The organism is Pseudoalteromonas sp. NH0006-26, assembly GCF_057552415.1.
Genome location: NZ_BAAJMJ010000001.1, coordinates 411,739 through 433,629, shown reverse-complemented (window position 1 = coordinate 433,629; position 21,891 = coordinate 411,739). Strand labels below are relative to the sequence as shown.

At 39.6% G+C, this 21,891-nt stretch carries 18 protein-coding genes; 6 read left to right on the top strand and 12 right to left on the bottom strand.

All coding sequences use genetic code 11. The features are described 5' to 3' along the window. Positions 1 to 77 precede the first annotated feature (77 nt). The gene (locus AC27JR_RS01770) at positions 78 to 665 is read left to right on the top strand and encodes a TetR/AcrR family transcriptional regulator (protein ID WP_076918770.1); all 588 of its coding nucleotides are present in this window, start codon (positions 78 to 80) and stop codon (positions 663 to 665) included. Positions 666 to 740: 75 nt separating this feature from the next. Here AC27JR_RS01770 and AC27JR_RS01765 read toward each other — a convergent pair whose 3' ends face one another. The 5 genes from AC27JR_RS01765 to AC27JR_RS01745 all read right to left on the bottom strand — a co-directional run bounded on the left by AC27JR_RS01765 (position 741) and on the right by AC27JR_RS01745 (position 6,210). Further along, on the bottom strand, positions 741 to 2,858 hold the full coding sequence (locus AC27JR_RS01765; protein ID WP_487172579.1) for a methyl-accepting chemotaxis protein: 2,118 nt from the start codon (positions 2,856 to 2,858) through the stop codon (positions 741 to 743). 112 nt (positions 2,859 to 2,970) lie between these two features. After that, positions 2,971 to 4,191, bottom strand: a complete 1,221-nt coding sequence (gene arsJ, locus AC27JR_RS01760; protein ID WP_487172578.1) for an organoarsenical effux MFS transporter ArsJ — start codon at positions 4,189 to 4,191, stop codon at positions 2,971 to 2,973. Between the two features lie 15 nt (positions 4,192 to 4,206). Then, positions 4,207 to 5,220, bottom strand: coding sequence for an ArsJ-associated glyceraldehyde-3-phosphate dehydrogenase (locus AC27JR_RS01755; RefSeq protein ID WP_487172577.1), 1,014 nt, complete (start codon positions 5,218 to 5,220; stop codon positions 4,207 to 4,209). Positions 5,221 to 5,242: 22 nt separating this feature from the next. Further along, positions 5,243 to 5,596, bottom strand: a complete 354-nt coding sequence (locus AC27JR_RS01750; protein WP_008108943.1) for a metalloregulator ArsR/SmtB family transcription factor — start codon at positions 5,594 to 5,596, stop codon at positions 5,243 to 5,245. Between the two features lie 185 nt (positions 5,597 to 5,781). Continuing rightward, positions 5,782 to 6,210: an organic hydroperoxide resistance protein gene (locus AC27JR_RS01745; protein ID WP_487172576.1), complete on the bottom strand. Its 429-nt coding sequence runs from the start codon at positions 6,208 to 6,210 to the stop codon at positions 5,782 to 5,784. Between the two features lie 130 nt (positions 6,211 to 6,340). On the opposite strand from AC27JR_RS01745, the gene AC27JR_RS01740 reads away from it, so the two are divergent. The 5 genes from AC27JR_RS01740 (at position 6,341) to AC27JR_RS01720 (ending at position 12,656) form a co-directional block, all read left to right on the top strand. Further along, on the top strand, positions 6,341 to 6,829 hold the full coding sequence (locus AC27JR_RS01740; protein WP_008468659.1) for a MarR family winged helix-turn-helix transcriptional regulator: 489 nt from the start codon (positions 6,341 to 6,343) through the stop codon (positions 6,827 to 6,829). Positions 6,830 to 7,178: 349 nt separating this feature from the next. Next, positions 7,179 to 8,525, top strand: coding sequence for an N-succinylarginine dihydrolase (astB, locus tag AC27JR_RS01735; RefSeq protein WP_138569853.1), 1,347 nt, complete (start codon positions 7,179 to 7,181; stop codon positions 8,523 to 8,525). Positions 8,526 to 8,652: 127 nt separating this feature from the next. Next, entirely contained in the window at positions 8,653 to 9,651 is a 999-nt protein-coding gene (locus tag AC27JR_RS01730; protein WP_487172575.1) for a DUF4382 domain-containing protein, read from the top strand. A gap of 57 nt (positions 9,652 to 9,708) precedes the next feature. After that, positions 9,709 to 10,386, top strand: a complete 678-nt coding sequence (locus AC27JR_RS01725; RefSeq protein ID WP_008108957.1) for an SDR family oxidoreductase — start codon at positions 9,709 to 9,711, stop codon at positions 10,384 to 10,386. Positions 10,387 to 10,568: 182 nt separating this feature from the next. Beyond that, positions 10,569 to 12,656 carry an EAL domain-containing protein gene (locus AC27JR_RS01720; protein ID WP_487172574.1) on the top strand — a complete coding sequence of 696 codons (2,088 nt, stop codon included), beginning with the start codon at positions 10,569 to 10,571 and terminating at the stop codon, positions 12,654 to 12,656. A 37-nt stretch (positions 12,657 to 12,693) separates the two neighbouring features. Here AC27JR_RS01720 and AC27JR_RS01715 read toward each other — a convergent pair whose 3' ends face one another. From AC27JR_RS01715 to AC27JR_RS01685, 7 genes are all read right to left on the bottom strand, one after another. After that, entirely contained in the window at positions 12,694 to 13,491 is a 798-nt protein-coding gene (locus tag AC27JR_RS01715; RefSeq protein ID WP_487172573.1) for a response regulator, read from the bottom strand. A 120-nt stretch (positions 13,492 to 13,611) separates the two neighbouring features. Beyond that, positions 13,612 to 16,539: a TonB-dependent receptor gene (locus AC27JR_RS01710; protein ID WP_487172572.1), complete on the bottom strand. Its 2,928-nt coding sequence runs from the start codon at positions 16,537 to 16,539 to the stop codon at positions 13,612 to 13,614. Positions 16,540 to 16,780: 241 nt separating this feature from the next. Beyond that, complete coding sequence (locus AC27JR_RS01705; protein WP_487172571.1) at positions 16,781 to 17,596, bottom strand: prolipoprotein diacylglyceryl transferase family protein; 816 nt, start codon at positions 17,594 to 17,596, stop codon at positions 16,781 to 16,783. Positions 17,597 to 17,750: 154 nt separating this feature from the next. Continuing rightward, positions 17,751 to 18,470, bottom strand: a complete 720-nt coding sequence (locus AC27JR_RS01700) for an SIR2 family NAD-dependent protein deacylase (protein ID WP_008468642.1) — start codon at positions 18,468 to 18,470, stop codon at positions 17,751 to 17,753. Between the two features lie 260 nt (positions 18,471 to 18,730). After that, positions 18,731 to 18,991 carry a YfhL family 4Fe-4S dicluster ferredoxin gene (locus AC27JR_RS01695; RefSeq protein WP_131692254.1) on the bottom strand — a complete coding sequence of 87 codons (261 nt, stop codon included), beginning with the start codon at positions 18,989 to 18,991 and terminating at the stop codon, positions 18,731 to 18,733. 3 nt (positions 18,992 to 18,994) lie between these two features. After that, on the bottom strand, positions 18,995 to 20,389 hold the full coding sequence (gene trhP, locus AC27JR_RS01690; protein WP_487172570.1) for a prephenate-dependent tRNA uridine(34) hydroxylase TrhP: 1,395 nt from the start codon (positions 20,387 to 20,389) through the stop codon (positions 18,995 to 18,997). A 154-nt stretch (positions 20,390 to 20,543) separates the two neighbouring features. Beyond that, positions 20,544 to 21,869: a methyl-accepting chemotaxis protein gene (locus tag AC27JR_RS01685; protein ID WP_131692256.1), complete on the bottom strand. Its 1,326-nt coding sequence runs from the start codon at positions 21,867 to 21,869 to the stop codon at positions 20,544 to 20,546. Between the last annotated feature and the right edge of the window lie 22 nt (positions 21,870 to 21,891).

Here is a 21,891-nt window from a genome sequence, read left to right as displayed (position 1 = left end):
TCGAAACACATACTATTTGATTTTGAGCGACTGCTCAAGTTAAAATTGAACAGTCGCTCAATTTAATAGAAACAATTATGGCCAATAAAGTAAAATTTGAACGCGAGCAAGTTGTTCGTGCCGCTAGTCAATTATTCTGGGAGAAGGGCTTTCATGCTACATCCACTCGCGATTTGCAAGATGCAATTAATATGCGCCCAGGCAGCATTTATGCGGCATTTGGCTCAAAGGAAGGTTTATATTGTGAAGCGATAAAAAATTATGCCAAGCAGATGCAAAGCCTAATAGATGAACGTTTAGCATCGTGCAGCAGTATTCTTGGGGCACTTCAAGACTTTGTAGAGTATGTTGTTATTTCCTCAAAAGGTCATACTCCAAGTGCTATCTGCATGTTAGTAAAGGCCAATAATGAATTTATTGAGAAAGACAGTTACCTTTACCAAATCAGTGCAGAGCTGATGATAAACTTTGAACATTACCTTACTGAACTATTTGCACTCGCCATAGCTGATAAAGAGTTAAGTGGGAATATTTCACCCGTAGAGTATGCTCGCTTTTTCCAAGTACAATTTACAGGATTACGTAGCTATTTTAATCGACCAAATGTAGAGCAATTAGCCAAACCAATGATCGAAAATATGTTTTCACTGATGAAAAGTCTTTAGCTGAAAACTAATTACAAATAAAAAGGCAGCTAATAAAGTTAGCTGCCTTTTTAATCTAAAACCAAAGTTCGACGATTAGGTTTTTAATTTATTAAGCTCAGAATCTTGCTGTGCAACCAGTTTGTTCAACTCTTCACTGCTATCACCTGCTTGCGCTGATAAATCAGAAAGCTGAGAAGCCGCATCCGAAATTATCGTCAAGTTACGATTTATTTCTTCGGTGACTAAGCTTTGCTCTTCGGCAGCCGTTGCAATATGGGTGATTTGATTGGTTATTTCATCTACTTTAACAACCACACTATGCAGAGCATCAAACGCTGTTGAGGTTTCATCTACTGCATTTTCGGCGCGTACTACGCCTTTTTCAATAACAGTCGATGCATTACCCACTTCTGAAAGTAAGCTATCGATTAAACTGCTAATGTCATCCGTAGATGAACGCGTTTTAGATGCTAAAGCCCTAACTTCATCAGCTACAACAGCAAAACCACGTCCATGATCTCCTGCTCGTGCAGCCTCAATAGCTGCATTTAAAGCCAGCAAGTTAGTTTGTTCAGAGATTGTTCGGATCACATCAAGTATCTGGGTAATATCATTACTACGTGATGCTACTTTTTCAACCGCCTGATTAGCTTCTTTAATTTCCTCAGACATGGTTTTAACTTGCGTCATCGCCGATGATAAACTCGATTCACTGCTTACCACTAAGGTATTAATTTCATCTGCTTGTTGCGCTGACTGCTCTGAAGCTTTTGCCACTTCAAGTGCTGTCGCGCTCATTTCATTCATTGCAGTAACCACACTTTCAATTTCTTTAAACTGTGCTTGCACATTATGCTTAGTTTCTACCGCAATATTAGAGGTAACTTCACCTTGGTGCTTGGTTTGATCTGAGACCGCTTTCAGCTCACTGATCAATTCACGAAGTTTTGATAAAAACTTATTAAATCCTCCAGCCAGTGCTATAAGCTCAGCGTGAGTATCAACATGCAGAGTTTGTGTTAAATCACCTTCCGAGCTTGCTAAATTGTCAACCCGCTCCTGAATTTGTTTAAGCGGCGCAACAACACTGCCTACAACAAGCTTCATTACTACAAATGCTAATACAGCAATCACTGCACCCGTGATCAAAATAATCACGCCCAGTTCTTTTGCTGCCTCAGACATGCCCGCAGTTAATTGAATAGGCCCCTCAAAAGCAAGTTCAGCGGGTACTTCAATTAGCAACATCCATTTCACATCAGCAAGCTTAATTTCAATCGGGTAAGACACCATTATCTCTGCGCCTTGCTTGTCTATTCCCTGAGTGCCTTTTAGTGCTTTGTAACTCTCATAACTTTTATCACTAACCGCTTCTTTTAGCGGGCGGCCTAATTTTTCTTTATAATGGCTCGTGCCAACAATTAAGCCCAAATGGCTGAGTAACGTTACCTTTGCTTTGCCATCATAAAGCGCTTTTGAAAGCTCTTCTGTTAATTTTTGAAATACAGGTAAGGTAATATCGGCCCCTGTTACGCCAACAAACTTGCCAGATTTAATAACAGGTACAACAAGTGAAGTCATCATTTCTGAATAACCCGGTGTTATCTCATAAAGGTAGGGTTCCATAATGCACGGTTTTAATTTATCTTTCGCACACAAATACCATTCGGCCTCACGTAAACCAAATTCATTTATTTTATCCGCGTATTTTTCTGCCGCGTCTTCCACAACCTGTTGCTCAACGAGGCCGTTGCTGTTTTTGGTAAAATATATTTCTAATGTTCCCGCACCGGCAACAGAGTGATCGTAACCTTGAGTAAATTCGCTATCTTTACCGTCAAAGCCATTTTTTTCAAACTGCGAATATATAGAAGAAATAACATCGTTACTTTCTAATAACGAGCGATTTAAAGAAACAACTGAATCACGCTCTATTGATGCTTTATTGGCATCTTCTAAAATGCTACCAAGTGAAAAAGGTATTCGGTAAGCTTCATTAATAAAGGCTGCAATTTTTTCACCATAGGCCGCTGCATTTGCTGTTAAGCGCCCATCAACCTCATTTACAATTAGGGTTTCAGCCTCAGCAGAGGTGTTGGCATTACTCGACGAGAGTTTAGACCAAAGTATGCCTGAAAATAGTATTACCGTTAAAAGTATACTTCCGACGCTTATCCACAATAACTTTTTTGCTAACGCTATTTCCCGCATTTATAACTACCTTGCTTTACTTATTTATTTTTTAGTTTAGACCAAATTAAACAACATATTATTAATTTTTTTAAAATAATATGGATAACTTTATCTCATAACCAACCATCGTTTAACTTTGCTTATTTAGTCGCCTGGTCACTAGCACAACAATCAGAAGCAAGCTAACACTTAACCACAAGCAAGCCTGCAATCCATATAGTTTATACATTAATCCCGAGAATACTGTCCCAACCAGTCGACCGGTTGCATTAGCCATATAATAAAAACCCACATCTAATGACACTGCATCGCTTTTAGCAAGACTCACTATCAGGTAACTATGCAAAGAGGAGTTAACCGCAAAAGCAGCACCAAAAATTAACAAACCGGTGATCAAACTGATATGAATAGCAATATTAAACTGCATGAGCACTGCTAATATAAAAGTCACCCCCATTAAAGCAATGGCCCAGTAGTATGCCTTATTAAGCACATCGATTTTATTAGCCGAATTACCGGTTATTTTAGGGGCTTGTGACTGCACAGCTCCATAGGCAATAACCCACAGTGCCATAAAACCACTTACCCACCAATGATCCCAGTTAAACTGGGCGGCCAAATAAACAGGCAGCGCAACTACAAACCATACATCACGTGCCGCAAATAAACATAATCGCGCAGCACTGAGTAAATTAATTGCTCTGGATTTTGAAAATAACTCCTTAAATTTAGGCTTATTTTTGGCTTTACCCATATCACCTTTTAAGTAAATTAGGCTAACCAGCCAAGCAATACCTAACAGAGCAATCAACGCAAATAATGCGCCTTTAAAGCCCACTAAAGTTAATAGTAACCCTCCTAAAAAAAAGCCTATGCCTTTGAGTGCATTCTTTGAACCGGTTAGTAGCGCAATCCATTTATATAGTTTACTTTGCCCTGTTTCGTCATCAGACACTAAATACTTAATTGCGCTTTTAGCACTCATTTTATTTAAATCTTTGGCAATACCACTGAGTGCTTGTGCAGCCATAACGTAAAAAACGCCCAGCCAATCACTAGGTACACATAACATAGCTAAAGCAACAAGCTGTATGCCTAAGCCAATATTCATGGTTTTATTTAGGCCTAAATGCGCGCCAAGCCACCCCCCTACTAAGTTAGTGATCACCCCAAACACTTCATAAAACAAAAACAGCATAGCGATGGCAAGTGCATCATATCCTAGCTGATGGAAATACAGCACCACCAGCATTCGCAGCGCCCCATCGGTTAAAGTAAACGCCCAATAATTACCGGTAATAATTAAATATTGTTTTATCGCTTGAGGTAAATCACTAAGTTGAGCAAACATGGTTAATACCTTGGGCTAATTAACTACATCACTTTTTGCTACTTTTAGCATAAGTTCGGCGGTACGGTTTGCATATCCCCACTCATTATCGTACCAAGCATATAATTTAAGCTGGGTATTATTAATCACCATGGTAGAAAGCGCGTCGATAGTACAACTACGCGGATCGGTTTTATAATCAATAGACACAAGTGGCTTCTCTTCATAACCTAAAATCCCTTTTAATGTGCCCTCTGCAGCCTGATAAAACCACTCGTTTACTTCATCTTGCGTAACACCGTGCTCAAGCTCAAATACACAGTCGGTAATTGATGCATTAGTAAGTGGTACACGAACAGCATGGCCATTAAGTTTTCCTTTAAGCTCAGGGAAAATATGTGTAATAGCCGTAGCACTGCCTGTTGTGGTGGGAATTAAACTGGTACCACATGAGCGAGCTCGACGTAAGTCTTTATGTGGGGCGTCAATAATAGTTTGGGTGTTAGTTATATCGTGAATAGTAGTCATAGAGCCGTGTTTAATACCCACTTTTTCTTGTAGTACTTTAACAATTGGCGCTAAACAGTTTGTTGTACATGATGCCGCTGTAACAATTTTATGCTCATCAGGATTATATAAATCATCATTTACGCCCATCACTACATTTAAAATACCGTCTTCTTTCACTGGTGCAGTCACTACCACACGTTTTACACCTTGAGCTAGGTATTGATTTAATAATTCTGTGGTTTTCATTACACCGCTGGCTTCAATGACTACATCGCAATCTGACCAATCAGTATCATCAATTTTTTTATTGTTAGTTACAGCAATGGTGTGTTTACCTACGCTAAAGCTGTGCGCTGATGCTGTTACATTGTGTGCCAAACGCCCATGTACTGAATCAAATTCGAGTAAATGTGCATGCGTTTTAGCATCGCCAGCAACATCATTAATTTTAATAAATTCAATTTCAGGCCAATCGAGTGCTGCGCGCAATGTTAAGCGCCCCATACGGCCAAAACCATTAATCCCTACTTTAATTGTCATAATAAATACCTTTAAAAGTTAATTAACAGCAGTTTGCTGCACGCTCAGGGCGGTTACCCATTGCATTGAGTCGATTTAAATCATCGTTATAAAATTCAATATTAGCGCTACGGGTTTGTGCTAGTACATTTTCAGCCCACTCTGGTAGGGCTTTATTAATACTGTAATACACCCATTGATTTTGCTTACGATCGCTCAATAAGCCACATTGCCTAAGCTGGGCTAAGTGACGAGATACTTTAGGCTGGCTAAGCTCAAGGGCTGCCACAAGCTCGCATACACATAATTCTTGCTCATGGCTAATTAGCAGCATGGCTTTTAAGCGCGTATCGTCAGCTAAGCATTTATAAAACTGTAGTGGGTTGAGTTGTTCCATAGCGTCCTCGTTTGGTTTATGCACATACAATAAAACAAAAAACAAACATATGGAATAGTGAATATATGAAATTTCGAATGTAACTAGATTTATCTATTTTCAATTCATTTATAAATATAGTAGCGAATAAAAAACACGCGATGATCACTCATGACGTGTTTTTATAAACCATATAAAGGGATAGATTAAATAACTGAAAGTTCTACCTCAATATTGCCGCGTGTTGCATTTGAATATGGACATACTTGATGCGCTTTATTTACCAGCTCTTGGGCGGCTGTTTTATCCATACCACCTAATGACACGGCCAGTTTTACAGCAATGCCAAAACCGCCATCAATGGCACCAATAGATACCTCTGAGTTAATGTAAGTATCGCTTGGTAAAGCAACTTTTTCGCTACCGGCTACAAATTTAAGTGCGCCAATAAAACACGCTGCATAACCTGCTGCAAATAATTGCTCTGGATTAGTGCCCTGCCGATCGTCACCACCTAACCCTTTAGGCGTTGATAAGTTAACATCTAAACGACCGTCATCTGATTTAGCAACGCCTTCACGTCCGCCTGTTGCCGTTGCTTTTGCTGTATAAGCTACATTTTGTAATACATTCATAGTGAACTCCTAAGGTTTAAAATTTTCACACTAGTTACTTTGTATACAAAATAATAGATCAGCTAAATTCTGATTGCAATTACTTTGCATGCAAATTAAAATAAGCTATCTTGAAATGAAGGGTAATGCGATGTCGTTTGAACAGTTAAAATTAAAAAATCAGTTATGCCATCGTTTATATATGGCGTCTAACAGCATAGCCCGTGCCTATCGGGAGCCTCTAGCAGAGCTTAATCTTACCTATCCTCAGTATGTTGTTATGATGGCGCTGTGGGAACAAGATGAAGTAACCATCGCTGAGTTAATAGATAAAACCGCAATTGATGGTGGCGCGCTTACTCAAATATTAAAAAAGATGACCAGCAAGTCATTGCTTAACGTTATAAAGGACGAACACGATAAGCGTAAGCGTTTGGTGCAATTGACTCACACCGGCCAATCTTTAAAACTTAAAGCTGCTGATATTCCAAAAACAATTTTCTGTAAATTTGACAGTATCGACACTAACCAAGCACAGCAATTAATGCAGTTACTCGATTTAATCGTTAGCGACTTAAGCACCCAGACTGAAGATGAAAGTGTCGATGCTAAAGACAGTCCCAAGTTAGTGCAAACCTAGCGTAAATTTATCCAATGTGGTGCTTAAGCTTTTTTATAGTTTAGTTATAAAAAATTAACTTATTGATTATTATTCATAAAATATTCAATTAACAGTTGGCATACTTCTTCCTACTCCCTTAATGACGTTAGCAACACCAAGGAAAAACTTATGTCTAATTTATACAACACTCTTTATTTTTTGTGGCGTTTGGATATTAGCGTTTGGCAAGTAAACGAGCCAACAAATACGCATACCACCAGTGAAAAAGAACGAATGTACTCTCGTTGAACTATTTTTAAACAGACTTTGCAAGCTACCCCATAGCGTTGTATTGTAAAAGACTATTTAATTGGCTAGTGGAACGTATATGCATGCTTTAGAAGTTAATTTTGACGGCTTAGTCGGCCCTACTCACAACTACGCAGGTTTGTCGTATGGTAATGTTGCTTCGTTAAATAACGCGGCGAGTTTTTCAAATCCGCAAGAAGCTGTATTGCAGGGCCTGGCTAAAATGAAAGCCATGCATGATAAAGGCTTAACCCAAGGGGTGTTTGCTCCTCATGCTCGCCCTGATTTAAATGTATTACGCCGTTTAGGATTTACTGGCAACGATGCGCAAGTCATTAATAAAGCTTTTAAAGCCGACCCTATTTTGTTACGCGCCTGTTACTCAGCCTCTGCCATGTGGACAGCTAATGCTGCCACAGTATCTCCCTCCCCTGATACCAACGATGGCAAAGTACACTTTACTGCGGCAAATCTTAATAATAAATTTCATCGTTCATTAGAGCCAAACACTACAACACGTTTGCTTAAAGCAATGTTTAGTAACGAACAATACTTTGCACATCATACACACTTACCTGAGCAAGGTTTTTTTGGTGATGAAGGTGCAGCAAACCATACTCGTTTATGCGACAGTCACGGTGAAACAGGTTTAGAGTTATTTGTATTTGGTGCAAGTGCCTTTAACAGTCAACTTGTTAAGCCAGCTAAATTCCCAGCAAGGCAAACATTGGAGGCGTCTGAGGCTATTTGTCGATTGCATAATATAAAAGATACCAGTCAAATATTATTGCAACAAAACCCTGATGTGATTGACCAAGGGGTGTTCCATAATGATGTAATTGCTGTAGGTAACGCCAATGTTTTACTTTGCCACCAGCAGGCGTTTTTAAATCAAACGCAAGCACTAGACGATATCCGCGAAGCCTACGTAGGTAACAAACAGCTGTATATTATTGAAGTGCCAACCAGTAAAGTGAGTATTCAAGATGCTGTTAGTAGTTATTTATTTAATAGCCAACTGGTTAGCATGAATGACGATGCAATGCTGCTCGTTGCCCCACAAGAATGCCAGCGCAACCCTGCTGTAAAAGCGTATATTGAAGAGCTAATTGTTGCCGATAACCCCATAAATCAAGTGCAGTTTTTTGATTTGCGCCAAAGTATGCAAAATGGTGGTGGGCCTGCTTGTTTGCGATTACGAGTTGCATTAAACAGCCACGAATTAGCAGCGGTAAATCCTGATGTGATCTTAAATGAGCAAAAGTACACTCAATTATGTGATTGGGCTACTCGCCATTACCGAGATAAACTTGGTGCCAACGACTTTGCAGACCCAGCTTTACTAACCGAAAGCTACCAAGCCCTTGATGAGTTAACACAATTACTGAGCTTGGGATCAGTTTATCCCTTCCAATTAGAAGCCTAAGCTTTTTTTATAGGGGGAAGATACACAGTATTTAAATCTTCTTCCTGTAATTAATAACTTTAATTCAATTTAGGTTAAGTTTTTCTATCTATACTTAGTGATACTTTAAAGTATTTGGAAACCTAACATGAACTTAAAATCAACATTACTTAGTAGCGCCGTATTATTAGCATTAACGGCTTGTGGTTCGTCAAACGATGACTCTCCTATCACGCCTACCGATCCGCAAAAATCAACGTTTAGTTTAGGGGTTTCAGATGCACCAGTCACTGGTCTAAAAGCGGTTAATGTGGTTTTTGACTCTATTACCTTGCGTTCACAAGGTGGCGAAGATTTTAGCTTCGAAACCCGTGAAGCCAGCGATTCAACCAAAGCTGAAATGGTTAACTTATTGGATTACACTGGCGATGATATTTTTTCCTTACTAGAAGGCGAAAATGTTCCTGCGGGTGAATACTCGTGGATACGTGCTGATGTAATCAATGGTGATATAAACAACCTAACCGAAACCTCGCATGTTGTTTATGAAGATGACAGCACTGCACCGTTAATCGTAAAACGAAAAGGCAATGACGGGATCGGTGAAATTCAACTTGATGGTTTTACTCTGAATCAAACGGACAACACTTTTGTACTTGAATTTGATCTTAAAAAATCGTTAGTTGCGCCACAAAGCGGTAACGAAATAGTATTAAAACCACGTGGAGTTCGTCTTGAAAACCTTGCTGAGTCACAAGATATTGAAGGTACAGTAAGCGAATCACTTTATGCAAATTGTGAAACCGATAACATTGAGGTTGCCGCTGAAGATGGTTCATTTGGCCATGCTGTTTACTTGTATAACAGTGATGTAGAGCAACCACTTGATAATTACGAAGTCACTGAGGGTGAAACCCCTGTAGACGCACCATTGGCTACTGCAAATGTGGTACTAAACAATGAAACTAGCCAATATGAATTTGAATTAGCATTTATTACGCCTGGCGATTACCAGCTAGGTTATACCTGTAACGCACATATTGATGATGCTGAACTTCAGGATGAAGCATTTACTCTTTATCAGGTTCAGCCAGTAACGGTTGTAACCGGTGAAGATACTGAAGTGACATTTGACATTGCCCAATAAGCAATAAACTATTATAAATTTTAGCCCGCACTTGCGGGCTTTTTGTTTGGAGGAACTATGACACATAAAGTAATTTTAATTACCGGTGCCTCTAGTGGTATTGGCGAGGCGACCGCTAAAACATTAGTTAAAAATGGTCACAAAGTAATATTAACTGCGCGCAGTGAAGATAAACTCAATAAACTAGTTGACGAATTAGGCCATGAAAATGCATTTAGCGTTTCAGCCGATGCCACTCAGTTTAGCGAGCTTGAGAGTGTAGTAAGTAAAGGCATTGAAAAATTTGGCCGATTAGACGTTGCATTCGCTAACGCGGGCATGGGCGTATCATCACCTGGCACCGAAAATGGCGACCCCGATGAGTGGTCAGCCATGGTTGACCTTAACATCAAAGCATTGTTGTGGACCGCAAAACTCACTTTGCCTCACTTACGTGAAAACCAAGGGCATTTTATTTTAACCAGCTCAGCAGCAGGGCGAAGACCCATTGATGGCTCTATTTATGGTGCTACTAAATGGTTTGCCCATGGCTTTGGTCAAAACCTTGCAGAGGAAATGAAACCTTGGCATGGCCGTTGTACAACCATAGCCCCAGGCATGGTGAATACACCATTTTTTGATGAAGCAAAACCAGATAAGCTCGACCCTCAAGACGTGGCCGATGCGGTATTATTTGCCATTGAAGCTAATCAGCGTAATAGCGTGCGCGAAATCTATTTAATGCCCACCAACTAATAATAAAATATACAGGCCAATATTTATTGGCCTTTGCTTTAAAAGTGCTTACCTGTGCTTTATTCAAATCACTATCTATTCAATCAATAAAAAATCACTTATTAAATCGCCACTTACCATGCTAAATCACAACTTTATGTCTACTATATAAATAAAGTAATTCAATAACTGGAACCCATTTAATGGCTCCCAATAAAACTAATAATATGCCGACTCATCAATATGTTACTAATGACCCGTTGCACCAGCTTTTTGATGCTGTCGATTCTATTTCAGTACAAGGTTACGATGAGCAACGACGTGTTATTTATTGGAACAAAGGCAGTGAATTACTTTATGGGTATTCACAGCAAGAAGCCATTGGTAAAAAACTCGAAGATTTAATTATACCCGCACCAATGCGAGAGCCCGTTGTTGAGGCGCATAGTAATTGGATTAAGCATGATATTGAAATTCCCGCCTCAGAACTCACTCTTAAACATAAAGCGGGTAATGATGTAGCTGTATTTTCAAGCCATGTTATGTTTACCAATCAATACGAAACAAAACAAATGTATTGTATTGATGTTGACCTGTCTGAGGTGCATAAAGCGCAAGCTGAAGCCACATTTAATGCCAGTATGTTGAAGACTATCTTTGAAGCCATTCCTGACTTATTTTTTGTACTAGAGCAAGATGGCACTATTGCTGACTATCACGCAAACAATAACAACGATCTGTATGTCTCACCTAAGCAGTTCATTGGTAAAAAAATGATTGATGTACTACCTGAAAAAGTAGCTCATAAGTTTCAACTTCATATTGAAAAAGCAACAACGCAAGGAAAGATGGTCAGCTTTGAATACGAATTAAACATGCCTGAGGGCATAAATTATTATGAGGCGAGGGTACGTTTATTAGCTAAGAAAAGCCAAATGATGGTGATAATTCGTGATATTAGTGAGCCACACCGCTCCGCTGAACTAATTCGCCGTCAGGCACATTTTGATAGCTTAACGGCTCTACCTAATCGCTTTTTATCGCTTGATCGATTATCGCAGATATTAATGGAAGTACAAAAAAATCATGTAAAAGCCGCTGTATTCTTTTTAGACCTTGATGATTTTAAAAAGGTAAATGACTCTTTAGGCCACGAAGTCGGCGACAAATTGTTAATTGAAGCGGCACATAGATTACAACAAGCACTGAAAAAAAATGACACGGTTGGGCGTTTGGGTGGTGATGAATTTATTGTTTTAATATCCAGTTTAGATGATGAAAGCGATGCCTTAGTAATTGCTGATCGGTTACTTAAAGCATTTAGAAAGCCCTTTAAACTCGAAGGCAGAGACTTAATACTGACATTAAGTATTGGTATTGCAATTTCCCCTAAAGATGGCACCTCTGCGTCGGTATTATTACGAAATGCGGATACGGCTATGTATCAAGCTAAAGCTTTGGGTCGCAATACCTCTTCTTTTTTCACCCCGCAAATGAACGTTGCAATGCGCCGCCGTTTTGAAATAGAAGAGCAAATGCATGGTGCACTGGAGCGAAACGAATTTGAGCTTTATTACCAACCGCAAATAGATGTAAAAACAAACACTATCATTGGCGCTGAAGCTTTGCTACGTTGGCATAATATTGTGTTAGGGGAAATTACCCCTGATGAATTTATTCCTATTGCTGAACAAACTGGCTTAATTGCACCTATTGGTGTGTTTGTTATTAATCAAGCTTTACGTTTCTTAAATGAATGGCAAACTGTCAACAACCAGCAATACACCATGGCTGTTAACTTATCGCCGCGTCAGTTTAGAGATCCAGAGCTGGTGAATATAATTATTCATGCTCTTAATGAAAACACCATTAGTAACGAATGTTTAGAATTAGAAATCACCGAAGGGGTATTAATGGATGGACAAACTTCAATTCATGAGGCCTTATTGCAAATTGATGAACTGGGCATAAAACTGTCAATGGACGACTTTGGCACCGGCTATTCATCATTAAGTTACTTACGAGAATACCCCTTTGATGTGCTAAAAATTGACCGCAGCTTTATTAGTGGCATAACAGATAACAAGGCCGACTGTAATTTAGTAAAAGCGGCCATAGCTATGTCACACAGCCTAGAAATAAAAGTAGTTGCAGAGGGGGTAGAAACCAAAGAGCAGCTAGATTTACTTAACGAACTAAACTGCGATATTGCTCAGGGATTTTATTTAAGTAAGCCTTTACCTCGCGCCAAGTTACTTACTTTTTCATTGCGTTGCTCAAAAGCGACTTAAAAGCACTTTAGTTAAAAAATGCTTTTACAGTTACAACTTAACTCATGATTTTAAAGAGCAAATCGCGCACCGTTGCAGGCTCAAATGGTTTATCACAAATAGCATCCACACCCGCTTGAGCAATGTTTGCTAAATGGGTATCGTTGGCCTCTGAGCTCACCATAAGTATTGGAATATGTGAGTAAGCATTCGACTGCCTTACCGTTTCGGTTAGTTCTTTACCATCCATTTCTGGCATATTGTAATCTGTAACAATTAAATCAAATGATTGATTATTAAGTATTTCAATCGCTTGTTTACCGTCTTCTGCCTCTACAGGTTCAGGAATACCCATCCCCGCTAACACTCGTATTATATGTTTTCGCGCAAAACGACTGTCATCAACCACCAATACGCGAAGTAAAGTGACATCAAAGTGCTCTAGCTCCACCTCTTGCTCGCTAATAATATCCAAAGTCGCTTTTAGCGCACGGGTGATCTCGTCGGCACTAAACGGTTTTGGTAAAATAGCTAATACACCCGATTGCCTAAGTTGCTCTAAATGGCGCTTATTACGCTCGCTCGACACTAGCATAAACGCCTGCTGCTCAGTGTTGCTGTTACTGCGTATTGCCTGCAATAAAGAATCTGCAGTACCGTCACTAAAATACATACTACTGATCACTAAATCTGGGTGGAAATTTGATAAAGCAACCAGCGCGTTTTCTTGGGTGCTGGCCGTTTCAATTTGTGTAACCCCACACTGAGCCAGTGATTTTTTTATTAGCTTTTGCTGCACTTCAGAAGGCTCAACTAATAAAATAGATAAGTTAGCTATTGCCGTTAAATCACTCATTACAATCCTGTTAATATTAATTCTATAATTTTTATAACCTTCATTATAAAGTAATAACCTACAAGAAAAAGCTAAAACAGCAACAAAACAACTTGTTTACCCAAACTCAACAAACTCAGCTTAAAAACGATAGTTTATCCCCGCATAATAACGTCTGCCTGAGTAGCTTGAGTTTAATAGCCGAGACTCTGTGTCATTACCAAGGCGCTTTACCGACTCAGATTTAGTTAAATTAATCACCGCGGCTGTCAGGCTCAAGCCCTCTAATAAAGTAATTGATGCATTTACATCAACTTGCTCATATGGGTCTTGGTAAACGTTTAAACCACTATTTAAACCCAACACAGTTTCACCACGTTTATTATAAGAAGCCCGCACATTAAAGGCGTCGCCTTCAAAATATATCGAAGTGTTGTATTGATATTTAGCACTGCCAATTAACGGCGATTTACCAAACTCTTTACCATCTACTTCTACATCGGCCTTATTGGTTTTGTTATAGGTGTAATTTGCATAAAAGCCAAAGCCACTATCAAAGGCATGCTGTATAAATACTTCTGCCCCTTTAGATACAGCATCGGTGCCATTGCCTACGGTGCTATATGGCGATACTGTAATATTTCCCGCATCAACTATGCCCTCTTTACCTGCAAAATCTCGTTGTACGTCAATAACTAAAGGAACAACAAAATTATCAACAGTTTTATGAAACAGTGCTAAACCAACAGCAGAGCCTTCGCTGTAATAATATTCAATAGATAAATCAGCTTGCACCGACTCAAACGGTTTTAAGTTTTTATTACCGCCACTGCCACTAAAACCCGGAATTTCATTAAACTCAGCTCTGTCGTCGGCCCACTCATCTGAGACAAACGTAATGCGTTGTTGTGCGCCTAAATCGGCATAATCAGGGCGAGACATTACTTTTGCAATCGCGCCGCGCACCACTACATCATCACTTATATCCCATGCAATATTAAAGCTAGGAAGAATTTGAGTATCGGTACTCTCTTGAGTAATAAGTTGATAGTCTTCAACAAATCTATCGTCTCCGGTTACCGCCTCCCCGCTTTCATCGTCAGTATGATCCAGCAAATATGTGTATAGATCGGTTGATGATGTCATGGTTCTCGTGCGTACAACACGTACCCCTAAATTACCGCGCACGCTATCAAATTCAAAATCACCTTGTAAATAAAATGCCGCTATTTGCTCTTCTATATCATAAATGAAGTTATCTTCTTTGCGTGTATACGGCACATAATTACTGGTCACAATATCACGGTATTTATCCCAATCAATGCCGGGCATTTGGTTTATATTAAAGCCACCAGCAATGTTAGCTTCGTTGATAAATACATCTTGTGCTAGTGGCATGCCGTTGTTCCACTGGTAACTATCAAAGCGTGTGATCCCACCATTACTGGCTTCTGCTGCGGCAATATCAAAATTAGGATCTAAAAAGAAGGTATTCCCCGTTTCACGGTGAAGCGTGGCTTCTCGGTACTTAACCCCAGTTTTAATTGTTCTTAAGATGCCCCAATCGGTATAAATATCAAAGTCAGCTTGGTAGTAATCTTCTTCGAGTTCACTGCGTACAAAACTTGAATTTGACGAGCCCGGATCGCGACCGCCTCCCACGCCATTAAGTAGGTTTGCTAGCGTATTTGGGTCTATATTTAAACTAATGTCGTTTTCATTAATTTGCCAACCCGCTGTTTGCGCAGCATTTTCTATACGGCTTTCATTTTCACCGGCGTTTGAGCTTTTATAGGCTGCCTCCCAACTCTCTTTCGGCCCACCTTCAGAGCGTGTATTGCCTGCCACAAAACGGGCTTTAAAATAATCGCCTTCGTAGGTTAGGTTGAGATCAAAAGTATCAGAGGTTGACTCTTCACGTACATAGCTGCCTCGCATCCACGGCAATTGCATATCATTTTCTATACCACTTGCAGCTGCATCAAATTGCATCCCATTAACAATAGTACCCGATTCATCTAAGTTTACATCGGTTAAAAAATCAGGATTTAAAGACCACTCAGGTATATCAATCACCGACTCAGTTCTATTTTTATCAAGTGAAAAACCAAAGTAGTTAAAACCAATTTCAACGCGGCTAGTTGGGCGCCACTGCGTACTAAATTGTACCCCTTCTCGCTCACGTAATTCGTTTACAATTGAGCCACGAACCACTTGAGGAAACCAAACATTGTTATAATTATTGCCCTGAGCATCGGTTACTGAGCCCCACTGATTATTGTTATCAACCGGCGCGCCATTTATATCGACCGGTTTTTCACCAATAAAGCGCCACACATTTGCATCGGTGCCACCTGAAAGAGTGCGGTTAGTGCGTTTTTGTGAGGTATAACCAAACAACATGCCAAAGGTATCAGCCTCGTTCTTCCAAGAGTAAAGTGCCGTTACTTGCGGCTCTGATTCTTCAGTCACATCGGCATAAGTGCTTTCAATATTAATCACCCCTGAGTTTGCATCCATACTTAGCGGTTTACGACTATGCATTAATACCGTGCCGCCCACACCACCTTCATCTAAACGTGCTTCTGGCGATTTATACACTTCCACGCTTTCAATCATGGCTGAGGGCAGTAATGCATAATCAAACGAACGAGATGGCTCGCCAGGTGATGACGCAATAAAATTACCATTTAGCTGAGAAAAGGTGAGTTCAGATGATAGTCCCCTAATACTAACCGATGAGCCCTCGCCTCCGTCACGATCAATCACTACCCCTGGTACGCGTTGTAATGAGTCTGCGACATTTTTATCAGGGAACTTACCAATATCTTCCGCTGTAATCGCATCAACCACAGAGCTCGACAAACGCTTTATATCTAAATTAGCCGCCATACTGGAACGAATACCACGCACCTCTATTACTTCCATATCCTTGCTTTCTATTGCTTTATTTTCAGCTTCATCCGCATATGCGTGATTAAACACAGATAAAATTGAGATGCACAGCGTTGATTTAACAAAACGTGGAAGTGAGTGAGCAGAGGTTTGAGTTATCCGATGAGCGGTCATAGTTTTAACAGTTCCATTTAAAATACAGTTAATACTTAAAGATGATCGTACTAGCTAAAGATGGTACGAAAAAAGTAGCTGTATTTTACATAACCAAGCTTAATAGCTTGTTAATGCAAACTGATGAGTAACTGAATGTCTTGTCAATAAATAGTCAATTCAAATATAAACAAGAAGTTAAGCAGCAAAATAACTATTTAGCTGCTTAGGAAGGAGTAACTAGATCAAACAACAGGCACTGTTATTTTTTATCACTAATAGCTTGGATATAATAGCCCAAGCTGGCATGAGAAAGTTCTCCCATATGACTAGTAACTAACTCGCCTTGGCTATTATAAAACAAAGTGGTTGGTAAGCCCGCAGCACCTGATTCGCGACTCACATTACTGCTTTGGTCAAAAAACACATGATTAAGCTCGAGTTGCTGTTCATTAAGGAACGCTTTTACCGTGTGTAAGTCTTCACCTTGATTGACAAACGCCAGCGTAATATTTGGGTTATTTTTTTGAGCCGCTTGTAGCACTGGCATTTCTTTTCGACACGGCGGACACCACGACGCCCAAAAGTTAATAACCACCGGCTTACCTTTAAAGTTTTGTAAGTTAACTTGCTGGCCTTGAATGTTATGCACAACAGACTGTGGTAACTGCACACCCGTTTGATAAATAGACAGCGCAAAGTTAGGAATAATCATTGAACAAAAACCTACAAACCCAGCAATAGCGTAGTTTTTCATTACCGCTTTTTTACCACGCGCATAAAACGCTAAAACAACTATACCGCTGAGCCAACCATAATAACCAATAAAACCACCGTCGCTAATATTAAAAAGCTGCCACCAATTACCTTGATAAGCATCCCACATAGTAAACACAAACGCTAAACGCGAGACTAAAAAGCCCACAACAATCGCTTTAAAGACTGTGTCTAAAATCGCTTTTTGTAATGGGTGTTGACGCGTCAATAAATAGGTAAGCCCCCAGAAAATGCCTAACCCTAAAAAAATAATTAACTGTGAAATAGAAATAACCAAAGGCCCTAGAGAAATACTTAACATTGCTACCGACTTCTTATAATGTATTTAAGTACCTAAAATAACGAGTACCAGCGTGAATTAAATGCCAACAATAACATTATGTAAGCTGTACTGATTATTAATAACGCATAATAAATTATGTATACCAGCAGCAATACAAAAGCTATTTACCTAGTTAACATTGTTGCTGTATGTACTCCAATGCAGTCATTTTTTTATAACTTACATTTGAGTGCAATACATGAGTAGGTTCAGGATCAACAATTTCAATTGGAATAGCATAATTACGTGCAATCTCTAGTGCCATCTGGGTAATGTTTACACTAAACGAAGTACCCATAAATACCATTTTATCGGCATTTATTATTCGCTGCTGCGCCTCAGTGATGCGGTATAGCTCGGTGTAATATTCATCAAATAACAGCACAAAGGGCTTTAAAGAATAATTAAGCTTAGGCTGGTTATTTTCAATATTGAATAGCTCCAGTAAAGAGCGATGTAAGTTACTCTCATCTACATTATTCCATAACGTAGCTTGTGGTGTAACGTCATCACCTTGATGATGAAACACGGTCATTTGATCAAGCCGACCATGAATTGCAATGTAATTTTTATTACCCGCCTTACCATCTAGCCCATCAATATTTTGAGTTATTAGGTTTTTGTCGCTTAGCCAACTATGCACTTCATTAGGACCATGATGACGATAAGTTGCGAAGCGATGATAATACCAAGCTAAAAACTCACTTGGATTATTTTCATACATTGCGCGAGTGGCCATTTCCATAGGCGTATAATTTTTACTACCAATGGTCCAAAAACCATCTTCACCACGAAAAGTAGGAATACCGCTAGCAGCACTCACACCCGCCCCAGTAATGTATAACGTATTCATAAAGCCATCCCTTATATTCAGTTTTATAAACCTATAATACTTTATAAAACTGAATATTTAAGACTTTTACTCTTTAACTATTAAGCCATGAACATTTCGCTGAAAATAAAAGACAGATAACAAAGAAGCTCTTTACATTGTTAATTTAATTCAATTACGCTACAGCCTTTTTAATTACTGATACGTTGGGAACTATAGCAACAATCAACAAAAACTAATTTGTTACAATGTATTTAGCTTTCTAAAAAAATATGGGTAATCTACTTATTAAGTAACTCCCCCATCAACCTCACATACTTTTCAGCTAATTCGTCCACACTTTCTCGATGATTAGGATCGGGCTTTATGCAGTCAATGGGGCATACACTGACGCAGGTCGGCTTGTCGTAGTGGCCTACACATTCGGTGCATTTTTCAGGGTCTATTTGATAGATTTTAGCGCCCATATAAATTGCTTCATTTGGGCACTCTGGGTCACACATATCACAGTTAATGCATTTGCTGTTTATGAGTAAAGCCATGATTTAACCACTAACCACGGCTTTTTTAAACGGATTGCGGGTATCTTGGTTTTCATCCAAATTGCGCATCAGTATGGCGTGCTCTAAATCGATGCTGTCAGGTACGGGAATTTTTACAATGTGGCCTGAACCTTTGGCATCGGTAATGCTTTCGCCTTTTTTGTTTTCCATGCTCTCAAGGGTAAAGCTAATATTGCCTTTCGGCGTCATTAGCTCTAATGAATGGCCGACACAAAACTTATTTTTTACATCTATTTCAACCAAACCATTAGCATTACGCCCTAATACCTCACCTACAAATTGCTGCTTGGTAGAAACTGAATGGCCGTATTCGTAATTTTGATAATCTTGATGAGCATGGCGTTTTAAAAAACCTTCGGTGTAACCACGGTGTGCTAGGTTCTCAAGGGTTTTGAATAAGTCTGCATCAAATGGTTTACCTGCAACGGCATCGTCAATCGCTTTACGGTATACCTGTGCGGTACGGGCTACATAATAAAATGACTTAGTGCGCCCTTCTATTTTAAGGCTATGCACACCCATTTTTGTTAACTGTTCTACATATTGCACGGCGCGTAAGTCTTTTGAGTTCATGATATAAGTACCATGCTCGTCTTCAAATGCAGGCATATATTCACCCGGGCGACCTTGCTCTTCTAGCATAAAAACATCGTTGCTTGGTGCGCCTTCACCTAAAGTGGGTATGACCGTTTGAGGGTCAATTTTATGCACCATTTCACCGGTTTCGTTCTCAGTACCGGGTTTAACATCGTACTCCCAACGACACGCATTGGTGCACGTGCCTTGGTTTGGATCGCGTTTATTAATATAGCCTGAGAGTAAACAGCGCCCTGAATAGGCCATACACAGTGCGCCATGAACGAATACTTCTAGCTCGGTTTCAGGGCACAGTGTGCGTATTTCACTTATTTCTTCAAGTGATAACTCACGAGATAAAATTACCCGCTCAATACCCTGTTTTGCCCAAAACAATACACTGGCATAGTTTACTGCATTGGCTTGTACTGAAAGGTGAATAGGCATATCGGGCCATTTTTCACGCACTAACATAATTAAGCCAGGATCGGACATGATCAATGCATCCGGCTTCATAGCAATTACTGGCTCTATATCACGTAAATACGATTTTACTTTTGCGTTATGTGGGGCAATATTCGACACCACATAAAACTTTTTATTTAGCGCATGTGCTTCGTTAATCCCTATTTGTAATGTATCTAAATCAAATTCGTTATTGCGAACCCTTAAACTGTAACGAGGTTGGCCGGCATACACAGCGTCGGCACCATAAGCAAAGGCATAACGCATATTTTTTAAGCTACCAGCAGGGCAAAGTAGTTCTGGAATAAACGGGGTTGAGGAAGTAACAGCTGACATGTGCGCTCCATACATCGAACCGGGTTCAAGCCGGTTGCATGAATAATTAAGGGAAATAAAGCGCGCAAGTATAATGAGGGGTAATAAAAGAAACTTTGATCAAGATCATCAAAATTTCTCTTCTGTGCTAAAAATGAAGAGCAGCAAATTTAAGTTATTTTTTACTACTTAATTGATTAGAAAATTGGCTAACCGCATCAACAACTTGTTGTGCGCCTTTTTTAATATCATTCATCACATGACCCGACTCATTAGAAAGCTCTAATCCTTGCTGAGCTTTGTGTTTGCCTTGCTCTATCACAGCCACCGTTGATTGGGTTAAATTTTGGTTTTGCTGTACAACATCCACAATCTCTTCGGTTGCTTTACTGGTTCTTGAAGCAAGTAAACGCACCTCATCAGCAACTACAGCAAAACCACGGCCTTGCTCACCTGCTCTTGCAGCTTCAATGGCTGCATTGAGTGCTAGCAGATTAGTTTGATCAGCAATGCTGCTGATACTTTGCACTATACTGGCAATAAGTTGCGATTGTTTATCTAATGCTGAAATTTCTTTACCCGCTTGCTCCATTTGCACCGACAACTCATTCATAACTTGAACTGTTTTTTGTACCACCTCTGCGCCTTTATCCGCGTTATTATCGGTTTCGATAGAGGTTCCATGGGCAATACTCGCCGCTTGCTCTATAGCCAGCTCTCTTTCTACTTGGTCTGTGATCACCGTGGCAAATTTAACTACTTTGTAAAGCTCATTAGCTTCATTAAAAATCGGATTATACGACGCTTCTAACCATACTGAATGACCGTGTTTATCAATTCGCTTAAATCTGCTCGCAATAAACTCACCATTACGCAATCGTTGCCAAAATGCTTGATATTCTTTACTGCTGGCTTCTTGCTCATCACAAAACATTCCATGGTGCTTACCAATTACTTCTTGCTTTGAATAACCCATACTTTTTAAGAAGTTGTCGTTAACACGCAGCACCATACCTTGGGTGTCAAATTCAATCACCGCTGTAGAGCGGTGTAATGCTTTTATTAAATCTTCATTCTCTCTTGAGCTTTCAATTATTTGTGTCAGCACAGTACAGTGCAGGGTTAAATACTCTAACTGCCCTTGCTCATTTTTTATCGGATGTAAAATGCAGCGTAGCCAATCTCGTTGGCCGTTTTGGTGGGATACTTGAATAGCGCCCGCATAATGCTGGGCTTTGCTTATCGCTTTTTTAAAAGCATGGAAATCCGCGTTATTTCTAGCATTTTCAGCAATAAAGTCTAAAATATTTTTATTAATTATTTGGTTATTCGAGTAGTTAAACTCTCGTTCAAAGTTTTTATTTTGTCTTAAAATAGCACCTTGCTTATCAAGCTCTAATACCAGCATTTCACTGTCTAAACTTTGTTTAACCTGCTCCCTTACAGAAAGCTTACTTTGTAAATCAGCTATTTGATTTTTTAAAGATTGGTTAAAAAACATATTGTTACCTTAGTGTTTGCAT